The organism is Belnapia sp. AC561, assembly GCF_979252845.1.
Window position 1 is genome coordinate 24,272 of sequence record NZ_CEEDBP010000034.1, and the last position, 17,139, is coordinate 41,410.

General features: G+C 72.0%; 16 protein-coding genes. 6 read left to right on the forward strand and 10 right to left on the reverse strand.

Annotation, left to right across the window (positions count from 1 at the left end; translation table 11 throughout):
• Window positions 1-5: 5 nt before the first annotated feature.
• Window positions 6-965: a Bug family tripartite tricarboxylate transporter substrate binding protein gene (locus tag AC0IW9_RS22905; RefSeq protein ID WP_471650625.1), complete on the reverse strand. Its 960-nt coding sequence runs from the start codon at window positions 963-965 to the stop codon at window positions 6-8.
• A gap of 123 nt (window positions 966-1,088) precedes the next feature.
• Between AC0IW9_RS22905 and AC0IW9_RS22910 the strand changes: the two genes are divergently transcribed.
• Both AC0IW9_RS22910 and AC0IW9_RS22915 read left to right on the forward strand, forming a co-directional pair.
• Window positions 1,089-2,795, forward strand: coding sequence for a GMC family oxidoreductase (locus tag AC0IW9_RS22910; RefSeq protein ID WP_471650626.1), 1,707 nt, complete (start codon window positions 1,089-1,091; stop codon window positions 2,793-2,795).
• 11 nt (window positions 2,796-2,806) lie between these two features.
• Window positions 2,807-4,411 carry a GMC family oxidoreductase gene (locus tag AC0IW9_RS22915; protein ID WP_471650627.1) on the forward strand — a complete coding sequence of 535 codons (1,605 nt, stop codon included), beginning with the start codon at window positions 2,807-2,809 and terminating at the stop codon, window positions 4,409-4,411.
• Here AC0IW9_RS22915 and AC0IW9_RS22920 read toward each other — a convergent pair.
• The 3 genes from AC0IW9_RS22920 to AC0IW9_RS22930 are packed head-to-tail and all read right to left on the reverse strand — an operon-like array spanning window position 4,395 to window position 7,496.
• Complete coding sequence (locus AC0IW9_RS22920) at window positions 4,395-5,567, reverse strand: MFS transporter (protein WP_471650628.1); 1,173 nt, start codon at window positions 5,565-5,567, stop codon at window positions 4,395-4,397. The genes AC0IW9_RS22915 and AC0IW9_RS22920 overlap by 17 nt on opposite strands.
• Window positions 5,564-6,529 carry a Bug family tripartite tricarboxylate transporter substrate binding protein gene (locus AC0IW9_RS22925; protein WP_471650629.1) on the reverse strand — a complete coding sequence of 322 codons (966 nt, stop codon included), beginning with the start codon at window positions 6,527-6,529 and terminating at the stop codon, window positions 5,564-5,566. The genes AC0IW9_RS22920 and AC0IW9_RS22925 overlap by 4 nt, the downstream gene beginning before the upstream one ends.
• Window positions 6,522-7,496 (reverse strand): Bug family tripartite tricarboxylate transporter substrate binding protein, encoded by a 975-nt coding sequence (locus tag AC0IW9_RS22930; protein WP_471650630.1) that lies wholly within the window; start codon window positions 7,494-7,496, stop codon window positions 6,522-6,524. The genes AC0IW9_RS22925 and AC0IW9_RS22930 overlap by 8 nt, the downstream gene beginning before the upstream one ends.
• A gap of 110 nt (window positions 7,497-7,606) precedes the next feature.
• Here AC0IW9_RS22930 and AC0IW9_RS22935 point away from each other — a divergent pair, with 110 nt between their 5' ends.
• A complete protein-coding gene (locus AC0IW9_RS22935; RefSeq protein ID WP_471650631.1) occupies window positions 7,607-8,965 on the forward strand; it encodes an LLM class flavin-dependent oxidoreductase in 1,359 nt (452 codons plus the stop codon).
• Window positions 8,966-8,970: 5 nt separating this feature from the next.
• Here the strand turns inward: AC0IW9_RS22935 and AC0IW9_RS22940 are convergent, their stop codons facing one another.
• Window positions 8,971-9,420 (reverse strand): hypothetical protein, encoded by a 450-nt coding sequence (locus tag AC0IW9_RS22940; RefSeq protein ID WP_471650632.1) that lies wholly within the window; start codon window positions 9,418-9,420, stop codon window positions 8,971-8,973.
• Between the two features lie 89 nt (window positions 9,421-9,509).
• On the opposite strand from AC0IW9_RS22940, the gene AC0IW9_RS22945 reads away from it, so the two are divergent.
• Window positions 9,510-10,217, forward strand: coding sequence for a hypothetical protein (locus tag AC0IW9_RS22945; RefSeq protein ID WP_471650633.1), 708 nt, complete (start codon window positions 9,510-9,512; stop codon window positions 10,215-10,217).
• Here AC0IW9_RS22945 and AC0IW9_RS22950 read toward each other — a convergent pair.
• From AC0IW9_RS22950 to AC0IW9_RS22965, 4 genes are all read right to left on the reverse strand, one after another.
• A complete protein-coding gene (locus AC0IW9_RS22950; protein ID WP_471650634.1) occupies window positions 10,214-11,719 on the reverse strand; it encodes a tripartite tricarboxylate transporter permease in 1,506 nt (501 codons plus the stop codon). The genes AC0IW9_RS22945 and AC0IW9_RS22950 overlap by 4 nt on opposite strands.
• A complete protein-coding gene (locus AC0IW9_RS22955; protein ID WP_471650635.1) occupies window positions 11,716-12,228 on the reverse strand; it encodes a tripartite tricarboxylate transporter TctB family protein in 513 nt (170 codons plus the stop codon). Before AC0IW9_RS22955 ends, AC0IW9_RS22950 begins: the two co-directional genes overlap by 4 nt.
• Entirely contained in the window at window positions 12,225-13,190 is a 966-nt protein-coding gene (locus AC0IW9_RS22960; protein ID WP_471650636.1) for a Bug family tripartite tricarboxylate transporter substrate binding protein, read from the reverse strand. The genes AC0IW9_RS22955 and AC0IW9_RS22960 overlap by 4 nt, the downstream gene beginning before the upstream one ends.
• A 197-nt stretch (window positions 13,191-13,387) precedes the next feature.
• A complete protein-coding gene (locus tag AC0IW9_RS22965; protein ID WP_471650637.1) occupies window positions 13,388-14,164 on the reverse strand; it encodes a SapC family protein in 777 nt (258 codons plus the stop codon).
• Window positions 14,165-14,326: 162 nt separating this feature from the next.
• Between AC0IW9_RS22965 and AC0IW9_RS22970 the strand changes: the two genes are divergently transcribed.
• Complete coding sequence (locus AC0IW9_RS22970; RefSeq protein ID WP_471650638.1) at window positions 14,327-14,794, forward strand: hypothetical protein; 468 nt, start codon at window positions 14,327-14,329, stop codon at window positions 14,792-14,794.
• Window positions 14,791-15,969, forward strand: a complete 1,179-nt coding sequence (locus AC0IW9_RS22975; RefSeq protein WP_471650639.1) for a cupin domain-containing protein — start codon at window positions 14,791-14,793, stop codon at window positions 15,967-15,969. The genes AC0IW9_RS22970 and AC0IW9_RS22975 overlap by 4 nt, the downstream gene beginning before the upstream one ends.
• A 15-nt stretch (window positions 15,970-15,984) precedes the next feature.
• Here the strand turns inward: AC0IW9_RS22975 and AC0IW9_RS22980 are convergent, their stop codons facing one another.
• On the reverse strand, window positions 15,985-17,130 hold the full coding sequence (locus AC0IW9_RS22980) for a hypothetical protein (RefSeq protein ID WP_471650640.1): 1,146 nt from the start codon (window positions 17,128-17,130) through the stop codon (window positions 15,985-15,987).
• Window positions 17,131-17,139: the final 9 nt, after the last annotated feature.

Consider the following 17,139-nt stretch of genomic DNA (forward strand, 5'->3'; position numbering starts at 1 on the left):
GGACATCACGGCACGCCGAGCCCCGCCGTCTTCACCACCTCCCGCCACTCGCCCAGCTCCCGCTCCAGCCGGGCCGCGAATTCATCCCGACTGCTGGCCGTCACGCTGAAGCCGATGCGGGTCAGCCGCGTCTCGCTCTCGGGCGCCCGCAGCGCCGCGATCAGCGCCGCATGGATGGTGGCCAGCACCGGCTCCGGCGTCGCCCGCGGCGCGACGATGCTGTGCCAGCTGCCACCCTCGAAGCCCGGCACGCCGCTCTCGTCCACCGTCGGCACCACCGGGAACAGCGGATGCCGCGCCAGGCTGCCGACCGCGATGGCCCGCAGCGCGCCCGATTGCAGATGCGCCGAGACGGTCGAGATATTGAGGAAGGACAGCTCCGTCGTCCCGGCGATCAGGTCCGTCACCGCCGCCGCGCCGCCGCCATAGGGCACATGCGTCAGGGTCGTGCCGGTCCGCTGGGCAAAGAGCTCCATGGTCAGATGCTCGGAGGAGCCGATGCCGCTGGTCCCGTAGCTGGCCTTGTTGGGGTTCGCCTTCAGCCAGGCGACCAGGCCCGCCACGTCGCGGGGGGCGAAGCCGGGGTTCGCGACCAGCACGTTCGGCGCGCTGATGGCGATGGTCAGCGGCGCGAAATCGCGCATCGGGTCATAGGGCAGGTTGCGCATGAGATGCGGGTTGATGGTCATGATCCCGCTGGCCCCGACAAAGAGGGTATGGCCATCCGGCGCCGCCCGCGCCGCCATCCCGGCCGCCACCGCGCCATTCGCCCCCGGCCGGTTCTCCACCACCACCGGCTGGCCGATCGCCGGCTGCATGGCGGCGGCCAGGGCGCGGGCCAGCGTATCCGAAGGCCCGCCGGCGACATAGGGCACCAGGATCGTCACCGGCCGGGTCGGCCAGGCGGGTTCCGCCGCGGCAGGCAGGGCGAGGCCGAGCAGGGTGGCGAGAAGCAGGCGGCGCATCGAGGATCTCCGGCGATTTGCCCGGCGCCTCGCAAGCCGCGTGCCGCCCGCACCTGCGCCCCCCACCTTGCGCCCGCGCGGCGCCGCCCCGAGACTGCGGGAAAATGGGGGGAAGCGACCGCAATGGTCTATGACACCATCATCGTCGGCGGCGGCTCGGCTGGCTCGGTCCTGGCCAACCGGCTCTCGGCCCGCAGCAGCCATCAGGTCCTGCTCTGCGAGGCCGGGCAGGACACGCCGCATGGCAAGGTCCCGCCGGAGATCCTCGACAGCTACCCCGGCACCGTCTACTTCGACCCGCGCTTCCACTGGAACGCGCTCCGAGTGCAGACCCAGGTGGTGCAGCACAACGCGCCCGAGGCGGCCCGCCCACCGCTGCGCAAATACGAGCAGGCCCGCGTCCTCGGCGGCGGTTCCTCCATCAACGGCCAGCTCGCCAACCGCGGCGCCCCCTGGGACTACGACGAGTGGGAGCAGCGCGGCGCCGCCGGCTGGAACTGGGAGAGCTGCCTGCCCTATTTCCGCAAGGTCGAGCGGGACATGGACTTCAGCGGCCCCTTCCACGGCAACGAGGGCCGCATCCCGGTCCGCCGCATCTTCCAGGACCTCTGGAACCCCCATGCCAAGGCCGCCGCCGCCGCCTTCGAGGCCGCGGGCTATCCCTATATCGCCGACCAGAACGGGGAATTCAGGGAAGGCCATTTCCCCATCACCATCTCCAATGCCTATGACCGCCGCGTCTCCGCCGCCATCGGCTACCTCGACCCGGCGACCCGGCAGCGGGAGAACCTGACCATCTCGACCAGCACCACGGTCGAGGCCTTGCTGTTCGAGGGCAGCCAGTGCACCGGCATCCGCGCCCGGGTGAATGGCCGGGTGCAGGAATTCCACGCCAAGGAGGTCATCCTCTCCTGCGGCGCCATCCATTCCCCGGCGCATCTCATGCGCGCCGGCATCGGCCCGGTCGGCCACCTGAAGGAGATGGGCATCGAGGTCCGCGCCGCGCTCCCCGGCGTCGGCCAGGGGCTGATGGACCACCCCTCCATCTCGCTCTCGGCCTTCATCCACCCGGAAGCGCGGATGCGCGACCTGACGCGGCGGCACATCCTCGTCGGCATGCGCTATTCCTCCGGCATCGGCGAAGCGCCGCCCTGCGACATGTTCGTCGCGGCGGCCAGCAAATCCGCTTGGCATGCGGTGGGCGAGCAGGTCTCCGCCATGGTGCTCTTCGTGAACAAGACTTTCTCCGAGACCGGCCAGGTCCGCCTCGCCTCCCGCAGCGTCGCCGACGAGCCGCAGGTGGAGTTCAACCTGCTGTCCGACAGGCGGGACATGGAGCGGCTGATGGACGGCTTCCGCCGCCTCGGCGCCATGCATCTGCAAGGGCCGCTCACCGAGGTCACCAGCAACCCCTTCCCCGCCAGCTATACCGACCGGGTCCGCAAGATCGGCGTGGTGAACACCAAGAACAAGCTCATCACCAAGGCCGTCGCCGCCCTGCTCGACGGCCCCGCCTCACTGCGCAAGGCGCTGATCGAGAAGGTCATCGTCGAGGGCTACCGCTTCGAGGAGGTGATGGCCGACGACGACGCCGCCGAGGCCTTCATCCGCGGCGCCGTCATCGGCGTCTGGCACGCCTCCTGCAGCTGCCGCATGGGCGCCGAGGGCGACCCGATGGCCGTCGTCGACCCCGCCGGCCGGGTGCGCGGCATCGACGGCCTGCGCGTCGTCGATGCCTCCATCTTCCCCGTCGTGCCCTGCGCCAATACCAATTTCCCCACGCTGATGACCGCCGAGAAGATGGCCGATGCCATCATCGCCGGGCACTGAGGATGACTGCCATGGAAGACGCCGACTACGTGATCCTGGGCGGCGGCTCCGCCGGCTGCGTCCTCGCCGCCCGGCTGTCGGAGGATCCGGCGGTGAAGGTCGTGCTGCTGGAAGCCGGCCCCTGGGACCGCAATCCCTGGATTCATATCCCGATGGGCTTCGCCCGCCTCTACGTCACCCGCAAGTACGACTGGAACTACCAGACCGAGGCCGAGCCCGAACTGGGCGGCCGCAGCGTCTACTGGCCGCGCGGCCGGGTCATCGGCGGCTCCGGCAGCGTCAACGGCCTGGTCTTCCTGCGGGGCTCGCCGCGCGACTACGACCGCTGGGCACAATCCGGCGCCCGCGGCTGGTCGCATGAGGACTGCCTGCCCTATTTCCGCAAGCTCGAGACCTTCGCCGGCGAGGCCAGCGAGTACCGCGGCAAGGACGGGCCGATGCAGGTCGGCGAGGTCCCGGCGCCCTCCCCCGGCTGCCGCGCCTTCGTCGCCGCCTGCGAGCAGCTCGGCTTCGCCCGCAACAAGGACAACAACGGCGAATGGTTCGAGGGCGTCGCCCCCAACCAGCTCAACGTCCACAAGGGCCGCCGCTGGAGCCCGGCCGTCGCCTACCTCCGCCCGGCGCTCGGCCGGCCGAACCTGGTGGTGCATACCGAGCAGGTCGGCCAGCGCATCATCCTGGAAGGCACCCGCGCCGTCGGCGTCGCCGTACGCGGCCCGGACGGCGCCGAGCGCATCCACCGGGCCAAGCGCGAGGTCATCCTCTCGGCCGGCGCCATCGAGAGCCCGAAGATGCTGATGCTGTCCGGCATCGGCGACGGCGCCGCGCTGCAGTCCCTTGGCATCGAGACGCGGGTCCATGCGCCGGAGGTGGGGCGGAACCTGCAGGACCACTTCATGATCCGCTTCGCCTTCCGCACCAAGCCCTGCGGCACCTTGAACGAGTTCATGGCCAACCCGCTGAAGACCGTGCAGCTCGGCCTCGACTACGCGCTGCGCCGGCGCGGCCAGATGGCGATCGGCGCCTCCGAGGCCAGCCTCTTCGCCCGCGTCCTGCCGGGCTCGGAGGAAGCGGAGGTGCAGTACCAATTCGTCAACTACAGCCTCGACAACCAGGCGACCTCGGCGGCGGCGCTGTCGAAGCAGCCGGGCTTCACCTTCAACTTCTGCCAGTGCCGGCCGGACAGCCGCGGCGAGCTGACCCTGCGGTCCCCGGATGTCGCCGACAAGCCGCGCATCCAGGCGAACTACCTGACCGCCGCCAGCGACGTCCGCATCATGCTGGAAGCGGCGAAGCTCGGCCGCCGCATCGCCCAGACCGAGCCCTTCGCCGGGCTGATCCGCACCGAGGACAGCCCCGGCCCGGCGACCGAGGGCGACGAGGCCATGCTGGACTACATCCGCCAGTCCGGCACCACGGTGTACCACCCCTGCGGCACCAACCGCATGGGCGACGACGAGCGCAGCGTGGTGGACACGCAGCTCCGGGTCCGCGGCGTGCAGGGGCTGCGCGTGGTGGATGCCTCGGTCTTCCCGCTGGTGCCGTCGTCCAATATCCACCCGGCGGTGCTGATGACGGCGGAGAAGGCGGCGGATCTGATCAAGCGGGCCGCCTGACCAGCCGCGCCATCGCCACGCAGCCCAGCGCGGGGCCGATCGCCAGCACGGCGAAGGCCCCGCCGCCCCAACCAAGCCGCTCCACCACCCATGGCAACAGATGGATTGCCGGCAGGGTCAGGGCGAAGCCGAGGCAGGTCTGCACCGTCAGCATGGTCCCGGCCAGCCCGGCCGGCGCCGCCTCGGCCACCGCCGCCGAGAATTGCGCGGAATCCGCGACCACCGTCGCCCCCCAGACCAGGCAGAGCCCGACCACCAGCCAGGGCGCCAGGCCGAAGGCCGGCCCCGCCAGCAGGCAGCAGGCCCCGCTGATCGCCATGGCCGCAATCGTCAGCCGCGCCCGGCCGATCCGGTCCGCCAGCCAGCCACCGGCGACGCAGCCCACCGCCCCCGCCGCCATGACCGCAAAACTTGCCAGTGCCGGATCAGCGCCACCGCCAGACTCGTAAAAGCTGGCCGCCAGATAGGCCCCGACCCAGGCCCACATCGCATACAGCTCCCACATGTGGCCGAGGTAGCCGAGCGTCGCCAGCCGCGTCCCCCGATGCCGGAACAGCTCGAGCGCCAGGGCCGACCGGAACGGCGGCGCCGGCGCATGCCGCGGCCCGGGCCGCGCCGCCAGCACCAGCCCCGCCGCCACGACCGCCGCCACCGAGGCCGCCGCCACCGTCGGCCGCCAGCCGAGCCCGCCCAGCGCATTGACCAGATGCGGCGAGGCCGAGCCGAGCGTCAGCCCGCCCACCAGCAGCCCCACCACCAGCCCGGCATCGCGCTTCCCGGCCCAGCCGGTGGCCAGCTTCATCCCCACCGGATAGACGCAGGCCAGCGCCAGCCCGGTGACGCCGCGCGCCGCGATGACCCAGGCATCGCCCACCGGCAGCGCCAGGATCGCCGCATTGGCCAGGGCGCCGAGCAGGCAGGCCGCCGCCACCAGCCGGCGCGGGTCCAGCCGGTCCGCCAGGGCGAGTGCGGCGCTCAGCAACGTCCCCAGCACGAAGCCGGCCTGCACGCCGCCCGTCAGCCAGGCGAGGAAGCCGGCCGGCAGCGCCGCCTCCCGCGCCATCGCCGGCCCGGCCGCGGTGCCGGAGAACCACAGCGACAGCGCCAGCACCTGCGCGACGGTGATCAGCGCCAGGTTGGCCGCCTTGCCCCTCAATCGACCGAGGCTCCCGAGGCCCGCACCACCGGCGCCCAGCGCGCCACCTCCTCCCGCATGAAGGCATTGTAGTCGTCGGTGCCGAGCGGCCAGGGCTCCGCCCCGATCTCGGCCAGGCGGCCGATGATGGCCGGATCCGCCACCGCCTCCAGCACCACCGCGGCCAGGCGGTCGATGACCGGCCGCGGCGTCGCCGCCGGCGCCGCGAAGCCGTACCACGACGCGACGTCGAAGCCGGCCACGCCCTGCTCCTGCATGGTCGGCAGTTCCGGCATGGTCGTCGCCCGCTTCGCCGTGCTGACCGCGATGGCCCGCAGGCTGCCGGCCAGCACATGCGGGCGGGAGGTCGGCGCATTGTCGATGTTGAACAGCACCTCCCCGTTCAGCACCGCCGAGAGGCTCGGCGCGGTGCCGCGATAGGGCACATGCGTCACCTCCACCCCCATGATCTGGCCGAATAGGATGCCCCCCAGGTGCGACGATGTCCCCGCGCTGGCCGAGCTGAAATTCGCCTTGGACGGATTGGCCCGGATGGTGCCGATCAGGTCGGCCACGCTGTGGATCGGCAGTTCGCTGCGGACGATCAGCACATTCGGCATGGCGGCGAAGCGCACCACCCCCGGCATGTCCCGCAGTGGGTCGAAGCCACCGCGGTTCCGATAGAGGCTCGGCCCGATCCCGTGCGAGGCGATGTGGTTCACCGTGAAGCTGTGCCGGTCGTTCGCCCGGATCGCCGCCTCCGCCGCCACCAGCCCGCCGCCGCCGGGACGCGGGTCGACGTAGAGCGACTGCCCCAGCCTCTCGCGGAAGCGGTTCTCCAGGATGCGGACCAGGATGTCGGAGACGCCGCCGACCTGGGCGCTGACGATGAAGCGCAGCGGCCTGTCGGGCCAGGGCGCCTGCCCCCGCGCGACCCCGGGCAGCGCCAGCCCCGCGCCGAGCGCCCCCCGGCGGCTAATCAACCGAAGCCCCCGAGGCCCGCACCACCGGCGCCCAGGCCGCCACCTGCTGGCGCATGTAGTCGTTGTATTCGGCCGCCGGCAGCGGCGCGGTCTCCGCCCCGAACTCGCGGATGCGCTGGGCGATGGCGGGATCGGCCAGCGCCGCCAGGATCTCCCCGCCGAGCCGTTCGGTGATCGCCTTCGGCACCCCGGCCGGCGCCGCGATCCCGTACCAGGAGGCGACGTCGAAATCCGGCACCCCCGATTCCTGCAAGGTCGGCAGTTCCGGCATGGTGCCCGCCCGTTCCGCGGTGGAGACCGCCAGCGCCCGCAACAGCCCGCCCAGCACCTGCTGCCGGCTGGCCGGGGCATTGTCGATGGCGAACAGCACCTCCCCGTTCATGACAGCCGCCATGCTCGGCGCGGTGCCGCGATAGGGCACATGCGTCGTCTCGATCCCGGTCCTGAGCCCCAGCAGCACGCCCGAGAGATGCGAGGAGGTGCCGGTTCCGGCCGAGGCGAAGGTCGCCGCCCCTGGATTGGCCCGCATGAAGGCGATCAGCTCCGCCACGCTGCGATGCGGGCTGTCGCCCTTGACGATCAGCACATTGGGCATCCGCGCCAGGCGGCAGACCCCCGGCAGGTCCTTCAGCGGGTCGAAGGAGAGCCGCTTGTACAGCGTCGGCCCGATCCCGTGGGAGGCGATGTGGTTGACGAAAAAGGTATAGCCATCCGGGGCGCTGCGCGCCGCCTGCTCCGCCCCCAGCATGCCGCCGGCGCCCGGCCGCGGGTCGATCACCAGCGGCTGGCCCAGCTTCTCCCGCAGCCGCTGCTCCATGATGCGGAGGAAGATGTCGGAGACGCCCCCCGCCGCCGCGCCGATGACATAGCGGATCGGCCGTTCCGGCCAGCCGGCCTGGGCGCGGGACGGCCCCGGCATGGCCAGCAGGCCGGCGGCGCCGAGCAGCGCCCTTCGCGTCTGATGCATGGATATCCTCCCGTTGCCTGGATGCTAGCACCGGCGCCGGCAAGAGCCAGCGTTGACGCCACGGCCCCCCGGCGCGACCCTTCCCGCAACTCAGGGAAGGATCAACGGCCATGCGCCAGATGCACCTCGTCGGCTTCCTCCAGGCGCAGAACTGCACCAACCTCGCCAGCTCCTGGCGCCATCCGGAAAGCCGCACCGATTTCCTCTCGGCCGACTACTACCAGGAGATCGGCCGGGTGCTGGAGGCGGGGAAGTTCGACCTCGGCTTCTTCGACGACCGGCTGTCGATGCCGGACCGCTACGGCTCCGACCACCACCACACCATCGAGCACGGCATCCGCTGCGTGAAGCTCGACCCCGTGGTGGTGCTGACCATGATGGCGGCGGCGACCAGGCGCCTCGGCCTCGGCAGCACCGCCTCCACCACCTATTTCGAGCCCTTCCACGTCGCCCGCGCCTTCCAGACGCTCGACCTGATGAGCCAGGGCCGCAGCGCCTGGAACATCGTCACCTCGCTGAACGACGGCGAGGCGGCGAACATGGGCCATGCCGAGATGATGGCGCATGACGCCCGCTACGACCGCGCCGACGAATTCGTCGAGGTGGTGCTCGGCCATTGGGACAGCTGGGAAGACGATGCGCTGATCGTCGACAAGTCCACCGGCCGCTTCGGCGACGGCGACAAGGTCCACCGGCTCGACTACCGCGGCAAGTTCCTCCACTCGCGCGGCCCCTTCACCGTGCCGCGCTCGCCGCAAGGCAGGCCGGTGATGATCCAGGCCGGCAGCAGCGGCCGCGGCAAGCGCTTCTCCGCCCGCTGGGCGGAGCTGGTCTTCGTCGCCTACCACGACATCGCCGCGGGCAAGCGCGACTACGATGCCTTCAAGGCGATGGTCGCCGCCGCCGGGCGCGACCCGGACCATGTGAAGGTGGCGACCCTCTGCAACCCGATCTGCGCCGCGACCAGGGCGGAGGCCGAGGACCGCGCCGCGCTGATCGAGAAACTACCGCTCGAGATCGACGCCCTCTCCCTGCTGTCCGAGGCGCTGAACTTCGACTTCGCCACCAAGGGCATGGACGAGCCCTTCACCGATGCCGAGATGGCCGGCATCCAGGGCCTGCAGGCGATCCGCGACCGGGTGGTGACGGCGACCGGCAAGAAGAACCCGACGGTGCGGGACTTCATCACCGGCAGCGGCCGCGGCCGCCCGCGCATGGACATGGTCGGCGGCCCGAAGGAGATCGCCGACAAGCTGGAGGCCTGGTTCACCGGCGGCGCCTGCGACGGCTTCGTCATCTCGGCGACGCATGTGCCGGGCAGCTACGCGGAATTCGTCCAGCACGTGGTGCCGGAGCTGCAGCGGCGCGGGATCTACCGCAAGGAATACTCCGGCCCGACTCTGCGCGACCATCTCGGCCTGCCGCGGTCGACGCTGGGGGACTGGAAGCCGCGGCTGGCGGCAGAATAGCGGCCTCAGGCGTCCCGCAGGTTGGTCACGATCGAGAAGGGCAGCAGCCCGCCCTCGGCCCGGGTCGGATGCGCGCCAACCAGCACCAGGACCTGCGTGCCGTCGGTCCAGCCCTGCGGCGGCAGCACCACCCGCTCGCGGGAGGGCGCGGTGACGCCGGCGTCGCGCCAGCGCCGCTCGGCCGCCAGGCTGCGGATGTAGTGTGCCTCGACGCCGTTCCAGCCGGCCGGCGGCACCTGGCGGCGGATCACCCGCAGGCCGCTGAAGCGGCTGCCGAGGCGCTCGCGGGCCAGCGCCTCCCCGGCCTCCATCGCCGCCAGCAGCCCGGCCGAGAAGCCGCCATCGGCGCGGGGCGCGGCCTCGGGCGCCTCGGGCGGCAGGCGGCCCGCCGCCTGGGCGAGCGCCGGCGCGGCGGGGAGGATGAAGGACAGGGCGACCAGGGTTCGGCGATGCATGCCGATTCCTATCCAGCCGGGACCGCCGCGGCAAGGCGGCGTCGCCATGCGCGGTGGCGACGGCCGCGCCGGCATGGCACATCGGTCCCATGGGAAACCGCACCGGCCTCTGGATCGAGCACGCGGGCGACGAACCGGAGCTCCTCTTCGAGGCGAACAACGCCCTGCCGCTGTTCTGGTGCGCCGCCTTCCGGCCCGACGACCTCGCTGCCCGGGCGTTCGCCGCGCCAGGCCCGCTGGAGCTGCGGACGCCCTGGCCGGTAGCGCTGGCCAACCTCCGGGCGGCGTCGCAGGCCGCGCCGGGACGGATGCCGGGCTTCGCGGCGCGGCTGGCCGCCTTCGCCGCGGCGCTGGAGGCCGCGGGGACGCGGCTCGGCGCGACCGCGCTGCTGCTCGACGCCGCCGAATGGGCGAACTTCTACAGCGACGATGCCGAGGCGGCCGTGGCGCTGCGCCCGATGATCGCGGTATGGCACGACCAGGACCCAGGCCCGCCACCGGCGGAGCCGCTGCACTGGCTGTTCCAGGTGGATGGCCTGGCGACGGACCCGGCGATGCAGCGCGCCCAGGCCGGGTGGCCTCCGGTACCGCTGGAGCCCCTACCGCCCAAGCCCGTGCCGCCGGCGCCGCAGCCAGCCTCGGGATGGTCGGACTGGGCCTGGGTCACGCTGATCGCCGCGGCGGCCATCGGCGGCTATGCCGCCACCGGCTCGGTGCTGGTGGCGGGCCTCGCCTTCGCCGTCACCAGCGCCGTCTTCATCGCCATCCTGTGGCGAAAGCCGCCCCGCGGCGGCTAGGCCGCCACCCGCCCGCGCCGCACCGCCGCCCAGACCCGCGGCCCCACCAGCGCCGCGACGGCCAGCGCCAGGATCGCTAGCGACACCGGCCGCTCCACAAAGGTCAGCCAGTTGCCCTCGCTGATCGTCAGCGCCTGCCGCATCGCCTGTTCCGCCATCGGCCCCAGGATCATCCCGATCACCACCGGCGCCGTCGGGAAGTCGAACCGCCGCATGAACATGCCGATGATGCCGATGACGTACAGCAGCACCAGGTCGGTGACCGAATTGCTGATCCCGTAGGTGCCGATCGTCGCAAACACCAGGATGCCCGCGTAGAGCTGCGGCTGCGGGATCTTCAGGATCCGCGCCCAGAGCCCGACCAGCGGCAGGTTCAGCACCACCAGCATGATGTTCGCCACGTAAAGGCTGGCGATCAGCGTCCAGACCAGCGCCCCCTGCTGCTCGAACAGCAATGGCCCCGGGTTGATCCCGTAGCTCTGGAACGCCGACAGCATGATCGCCGCGGTCGCACTGGTCGGCAGGCCGAGGGTCAGCATCGGCACCAGGATGCCCGCCGCCGCGGCGTTGTTCGCCGCCTCCGGCCCCGCCACGCCCTCGATCGCCCCGGTCGTGCCGAACTCCCCGGCATGCTCCGGCTTCACCAGCTTCCGCTCGGCGTAGTAGCTCAGCATGGTCGGCATCTCGGTCCCGCCCGCCGGCATCACGCCGAAAGGGAAGCCGAGCAGGGAGCCGCGGATCCAGGGCCAGAAGCTGCGCTTCCAGTCCGACCGCGACATCATGATGCTGCCCACCGGCCGCACCACCGCCGCTTCGTTGGTATGCCGCCAGGCCATGAACAGCGTCTCGCCCACCGCGAAGAGCGCGACGGCGACCAGCACCACGTTCACCCCGTCCAGCAGCTCCGGCACGCCCAAGGTCATCCGCGGCTGCCCGGTCTGCAGGTCGATGCCGACCAGCCCCAGCAACAGCCCGAAGAACAGGCTGGTCAGCCCCCGCAGCGCCGAGCCGCCCAGCACCGCCGAGACGGTGACGAAGCACAACAGCATCAGCGAGAAATACTCCGCCGGCCCCAGCTGCAGCGCCAGGTCCACCACCACCGGCCCGAGGAAGCTGATCCCCAAGGTGCCGATGGTCCCGGCGACGAAGCTGCCGATGGCGGCCGTCGCCAGCGCCGGCCCGGCCCGGCCGTTCCGCGCCATCTTGGCGCCCTCGAGCGCGGTGATGATCGACCCGCTCTCCCCCGGCGTGTTCAACAGGATGGAGGTGGTGGAGCCGCCGTACATCGCACCGTAGAAGACGCCGCAGAACAGGATGAAGGCGCCGGTCGCCTCGACCTTGAAGGTGATCGGCAGCAGCAGCGCGATGGTCAGCGCCGGCCCGATCCCCGGCAGCACGCCGACCGCGGTGCCGAGGAAACACCCCAGCAGCGCCCAGCCCAGGTTGGTCAGGGTCAGCGCATGGGAGAAGCCGAGCTGCAGCCCGGCAATCGAGTCCATCATTCGATCGCATCCATCCCGAGCGCCCGCAGCACCAACCCCTCGAGCAGGCCGGCGCCGATATTCACCCCGAGCACCTGCACGAAGCCGAACCAGACCACCAGGGTCAGCACCAGCGCCAGCAGCAGATCGCGCAGCAGCCGGCGGGACCCGAAGGCCGCGGCCACCAGCACGAATTGCACCGTGGCGGCGGCGGAGAAGCCGAAGGGCCCGATCAGCACCAGGTTCGCCGCGAGCCCGGCCAGCAGCAGCGACAGCGCCCGCCAGTTGGTCGGCGGCGCCTCGGCCACCTCCTCCAGCGCATGCGACCAGCCGCCGCGCAGCGCGGTCGCCAGCAAGGCCGCCCCCAGCGCCAGCAGCCCGGCACCGACCACATACGGCACCGCCTTCGGCCCCACCTGGGCATAGATGGGAGAGGTCGGGATGATGCTCGTCTGCCACAGCGCCAGCGCGCCCAGCAGCAGGACGAAGCCCCCGACCATCACGTCGGGGGCATTGCCGGGCCGGGTCACGCGAGCCCGATCTCCTTCAGCACCGCCTCGGTCTTGGCCACATCCTCGGCCAGGAAGGCGGTGAAACCCTCGCCGGTCAGGAAGGCATCGGTCCAGTCCCGCGTCTTCAGCAGCTCCGTCCAGGCCGGCAGCGCATGCAGCTCGGTCATCAGCGCCACCAGCTTGTCGCGTGCATCGGGGCGGATGCCGGGCGGGGCAAAGACCCCGCGCCAATTGGTCATCACCACGTCGGTGCCGCTCTCCTTCAGGGTCGGGATGGCGGGGTCGGTGCGCTCCGGCCCGGTGGTCGCCAGCGCCCGCATCCGGCCGGACTTGATCTGCTCGGCGAATTCGGAAAGTCCGGAGATGCCGGCCTTCACCTGCGCGCCGAGGATCGCCGCCTGGGCCGGCCCGCCGCCGGCGAAGGCGACGTAGGAGCCGTCCTTGGCCGAGCGCCCCAGCGACTTCAGGATCAGCCCCAGGGTGATGTGGTCGGTTCCCCCGGCCGAGCCGCCGGCGATCGAGACCCCGCCCGGATTGGCCTTCAGCGCCGCGAGGAGGCCCGCCAGGTCCTTGATGTCCGAGCTGGCCGGCACCACCACCACGCCGGCCTCCTCGGTCAGCCGGGCGACCGGGGTCAGGTCCTTCATCCCGACCGGCGTCCGGTTGGTCAGCGTCGCGCCGACCATGATGGAGCCGGTGACCATCAGCGCATCCGGCCGGCCGCGCCGCTGCCCGACGAAGCGCGGCAGCCCGACCGAGCCGCCGGCGCCGCCCACGTTCTCGAACTGGAAGGTGCCGACCAGCCCGGCCTGCCGCGCCACCTGCTCGATGGCCCGGCCGAGCCCGTCCCAGCCGCCGCCGGGCCCCGCGGGGATGAACATGTAGAGGCTGGCCAGGCGCTGCTGCGCCAGGGCGTCACCGGATCGCGCCGCGGCCACCAGGGCAGCGGCGGCGGCCAGCAGGGAACGGCGTCCGGACATGTTTCCTCCCAATGGGCCGGCCCCGGGCGGATGCGGTCATCCGGCAGGGGCGCATGGCCCGGCAAGCTTCGGCATGGAACGGCCTCAGGCACGGCTTGCCAAGGGCGCCGCGTCAGGCCTCGCCGTCTCTACCGCGCGCCCAGGCCCGCGGGCAATCAGCCGCGCCCGATCAGCGCCGCTTGATCGGCCCGGCCCGATCAGCCCTGCATGTCCTTCGCCAGGTCGGGCATCCCGCCGACCGAGAGCAGATGCGCATAGATCACCTCGAGCCAGCCGCGGTCCCGCAGCTCGGCCAGCTGCTCGGCCGGCAGGGCGGCGAGCGCCGGCCGGTCCACCGCGAAGAAGCCGTCGATCCGCATCGGCTTGCCATGGTGGTCGAATTGCACGACCGAGGACTTCAGCAGCCCCAGCTCGGCCAGCCGCAGGGTCATGGTGCGGGTGCGCAGCATCGCCTCCTCGACCGATTTGGTGAAGGCGAAGGCCCGCTCGAGCTGCGGCGCCGGCTTGCCCTCGGCGGTGAACAGCGGCTCGCCCTGCGTCGTGCTCACCTGCGGCGCGCCCGGGTCGATGCAGAGCGCCAGTTCCTCGGAACCCGGCGAGGTCCGCAGCAGGAAGAAAGGGAAGCGCCGCAGATAGGCCGGCACATAGGCGCCGAGCTTCCAGGCCCCGCCGCTGTCGACATAAAGGTTGGTGCCGGCGGACAGGCCGGTGATCACCACCGGCATATGCGGCGTCTGCGCGGCGAAGACGATCGGCAGGCTGCGCGCGGCGATGACGAATTCCTCGGCCGCAAGCGGCACCGCGCTCGCCCCGGCGGCGAAGCCGAAGCCCATGTCGCGCAGCCGCAGCGCACCGTGGCGCTCCGCCGTCAGGCCCTCGAGGCTGCCGTAGAGCGGCGGCATCACCGGGGCGGCGGCGGTGGAACCATTCACCGCACCCTGCGCATTGCCGGTTGAGATGGGCGTATCGGACATGTGATCGGCTCCTCCAGCGCGGCTTGTGCCGAGACCGCAAGGCTTCGGCAAGGACTCGGCCGGCAGAATGCGCCCTTCCCCGCCTCGGCACAGCGGCAAACCGGTTGCATACCGCTTGCGCAAGGAATGAAATGGTATCGACCGCACAACCAGGAGGAACGAATGGACCAGCCGACCCGGAATGACCGCCTTGGCCGCCGGCTCCTGGTGCTGCGCGTCGCCAAGCTCGGGGCCGCGGGGCTCGGGGCCGCCGCGGCAGCCACCGGCGGCACGGCCGAAGCCGCCAATGCCCTCGCACCGCCCGCTGCCCCGGCCACCCCCGGCACGGCGGTGCGGACCGACAACGACCCCAACGATGCGCCCGGCTATGGCCGCCGCGGCTACGGTGGTGGCGGCGGTGGCGGCGGCGGTGGCCGCACCGACAACGACCCGCGGGATTCGCCCGGCTACGGCCGCGGCTATTCCGGCAACAGCTACAACTATGCCCCACAGCGCCGCAGCGTCACCGACAACGACCCGCGCGATGGCCAGGGCCAGGGCCGCGGCTATGGCTATGTCCCGCCGCAGCGCCGCAGCGTGACCGACAACGACCCGAGCGACGGCCAGGGCCGGGGCCGCGGCTGGCGTTGACGCCCCAGCCGGGCCTCACCGTGGCCGCCTTCGACCTCGTCTTCGGCACCCTGCCGGTCGAGGCGGTGCTGGCATTGCGGGAGGCGACGCTCTGGCGCCATTTCCCCGCGGCGGCGCCGGATCGCTTCGCCGAGCTGCTCTCGGTCGCTGCGCTGGATGCGCTGCTGACGACCGATGCCGCCCGCGCACCCCGCATCGCCATGGCCGATGCCGGCCAGGCCGGCAGCGCCAGCGTGGCGGAGTCCGAGTTCTGCCTGCCCGATGGCCGGGTGGACCCGCTCCGCCTGCTCGCCCGCTTCGATGCCGGCGCCACCCTCGTCGTCTCCCAGCTGCAGGATCTGCATCCGCCGTTGGCCGGCTTCTGCCGCGGCCTGGAAAAGCTCTTCCTGCACGGCGTCCAGGCCAATGCCTATCTCACCCCGCCGCAGGCCCAGGGCTTCCGGGTGCATTACGACACCCATGACGTGCTCGTCCTGCAGGTGGAGGGCGAGAAGTCCTGGCGCATCTGGCACGACCAGCCCCTGCCCCACCCGACCCGCCACACGCCCTGGCAGCGCGAGATGGCGCCGGAGGGGGAGCCGGTCACCCTCACCCTCCGCCCCGGCGAGGCGCTCTACCTGCCGCGCGGCACCCTGCACGAGGCCAAGGGCCAGGCGGAGGTCGCCTCGCTCCATCTCACCATCGGCCTGCTGGAGCCCTCCTGGGCGGAGGCGATGCGGCTGCTGCTGGACCGGCTGGAGGCGACCGAGCCCGCCCTGCGCCAACCCTTCCCAAGCTGGCGCCTGACTGAGCCCGAGGCCGCTCCCGCCCTGCTCGCCGGCCTGTCGGCCCGGCTGGCCGCCTTGGCGAGCCAGGAGGCCCTGGACCAGATCTCCCTCGGTTTGCTGGATGGGCTGGCGGAACAACGCATGCCGCTGCCCGGCCGCGGCTTGCTGACGCCGCCACCACTGCCCGAGGCGCGGCTCCGCCTGGCCGATGGCATGCTGCATCACGTGGCGGCCCTGCCGGATGGCCGGGCCGAGCTGCGCTGGGCCGCCGGCCGTCTCGCCCTCGGCCCCCGCGAACTCGCCTGGCTGGACGCGCTGGCGGCGGGCAGCACGCCGGAGGCGCTCGGCGAAGGCGGCCCTGCCTTCTGCCGCCACCTCTCGGCCGCGGGCCTGCTGGAAGCGGCCTAGCGCCGATCGCTCACCTCAGGCCGCCGCCTCTTCCCGCCCCTCGAAGAAATCCGCGAAGATGCGGGTCTGCCGCCGCAGCTCCGCCGCCAGCGGCGCATGCACCAGGCGCCGCCCGTGCTTCGGCTCCAGCTCGAACAACCCGTTCGGGCAATAGCGGTCTTCGTCCCAGCCCATGTGGCTCAGCACGGGGTAGAGGCAGATGCCCTCCATCGGCACGCCCTGGCGGATCGCCTCGCGCACCTCCTCGGCGATGTAGCGCAGCCAGCCGGCGCGGTTCTCGCCCTCGATGCTGGTCTCGGCGAGGAAGATGCGCTTGCCGTAGCGCGCATGCGCCGCGGCGAACAGCTTGTGCACCGGCGTGAAGCGCTCGGTATCGAAGACCGAGAGCGGCTCCGCCCCATCGGTCCACTGGTTGTTCCAGTAGTAGTTCACGCCCAGCACGTCGAAGGCATCCGGGTGGCCGCCGAGCTCCGGTGCCGCCTGGCCCACCAGCATGTCCCAGCTTTCCCACTGGTAGCCGTTGTAGGTCTCGACCGGGCGGGGATCGGCGCCGCGCTTCGGGACGATGCGGATGATGGGATCGATGGCGAAGACCAGCGCACCCGGCGTCGCCGCCCGCACCGCCGCGGCCCCCGCCAGCGCGGCCCGGACCAGTTGCCGCTTCAGCTCGCCGCCCCGCCCTTCGCAATTCGGGTTCAGCCGCCGCATGTCGCCGCCGGCCCAGGCGAGGAAGGAGATCTCGTTCACCGGGCACACCATGGCCGGCCGTCCCGTGACGTCGAGGTGCAGCCGGGCGAAGGCCTCGGAATAGCGGGCGAAGCGCTCTACGAAGGCGGCCGAGAAGACATCGAGGTCGTCGGGCCAGCCGTAGTGGCACAGGTCCCAGACCACCCGCACGCCGGCCGCTTCCGCCGCCCGCAGCAGCGGCAGCACCGCGCCCCAATCGTAATGCCCGGGGGCGGTCTCGATCAGGTGCCAGCGCACCCCGTCCCGCGCTGCCTTGATGCCGTGCTCGACCAGTTGCCGGTAATCCTCCACCGCCATCAGGTCGTGCCGCGTCCCGGCGATCAGGTCGAGCCGCCGGCCATCCCGCCGCCGCTGCGTCGAGCATTCGAAGCCGCCGAGGAAGGTGCTGGGGAAAAGGCTGGGTCGGAAGGTCAAGCGGCTACC

What these genes read in the sequence shown, in the direction of transcription:
- AC0IW9_RS22905 (WP_471650625.1), bottom strand. Translation starts at nt 965, where the DNA reads ATGCGCCGCCTGCTTCTCGCCACCCTGCTCGGCCTCGCCCTGCCTGCC.
- AC0IW9_RS22910 (WP_471650626.1), top strand. Translation starts at nt 1,089, where the DNA reads ATGGTCTATGACACCATCATCGTCGGCGGCGGCTCGGCTGGCTCGGTC.
- AC0IW9_RS22915 (WP_471650627.1), top strand. Translation starts at nt 2,807, where the DNA reads ATGGAAGACGCCGACTACGTGATCCTGGGCGGCGGCTCCGCCGGCTGC.
- AC0IW9_RS22930 (WP_471650630.1), bottom strand. Translation starts at nt 7,496, where the DNA reads ATGCATCAGACGCGAAGGGCGCTGCTCGGCGCCGCCGGCCTGCTGGCC.
- AC0IW9_RS22935 (WP_471650631.1), top strand. Translation starts at nt 7,607, where the DNA reads ATGCGCCAGATGCACCTCGTCGGCTTCCTCCAGGCGCAGAACTGCACC.
- AC0IW9_RS22940 (WP_471650632.1), bottom strand. Translation starts at nt 9,420, where the DNA reads ATGCATCGCCGAACCCTGGTCGCCCTGTCCTTCATCCTCCCCGCCGCG.
- AC0IW9_RS22945 (WP_471650633.1), top strand. Translation starts at nt 9,510, where the DNA reads ATGGGAAACCGCACCGGCCTCTGGATCGAGCACGCGGGCGACGAACCG.
- AC0IW9_RS22950 (WP_471650634.1), bottom strand. Translation starts at nt 11,719, where the DNA reads ATGATGGACTCGATTGCCGGGCTGCAGCTCGGCTTCTCCCATGCGCTG.
- AC0IW9_RS22960 (WP_471650636.1), bottom strand. Translation starts at nt 13,190, where the DNA reads ATGTCCGGACGCCGTTCCCTGCTGGCCGCCGCCGCTGCCCTGGTGGCC.
- AC0IW9_RS22965 (WP_471650637.1), bottom strand. Translation starts at nt 14,164, where the DNA reads ATGTCCGATACGCCCATCTCAACCGGCAATGCGCAGGGTGCGGTGAAT.
- AC0IW9_RS22970 (WP_471650638.1), top strand. Translation starts at nt 14,327, where the DNA reads ATGGACCAGCCGACCCGGAATGACCGCCTTGGCCGCCGGCTCCTGGTG.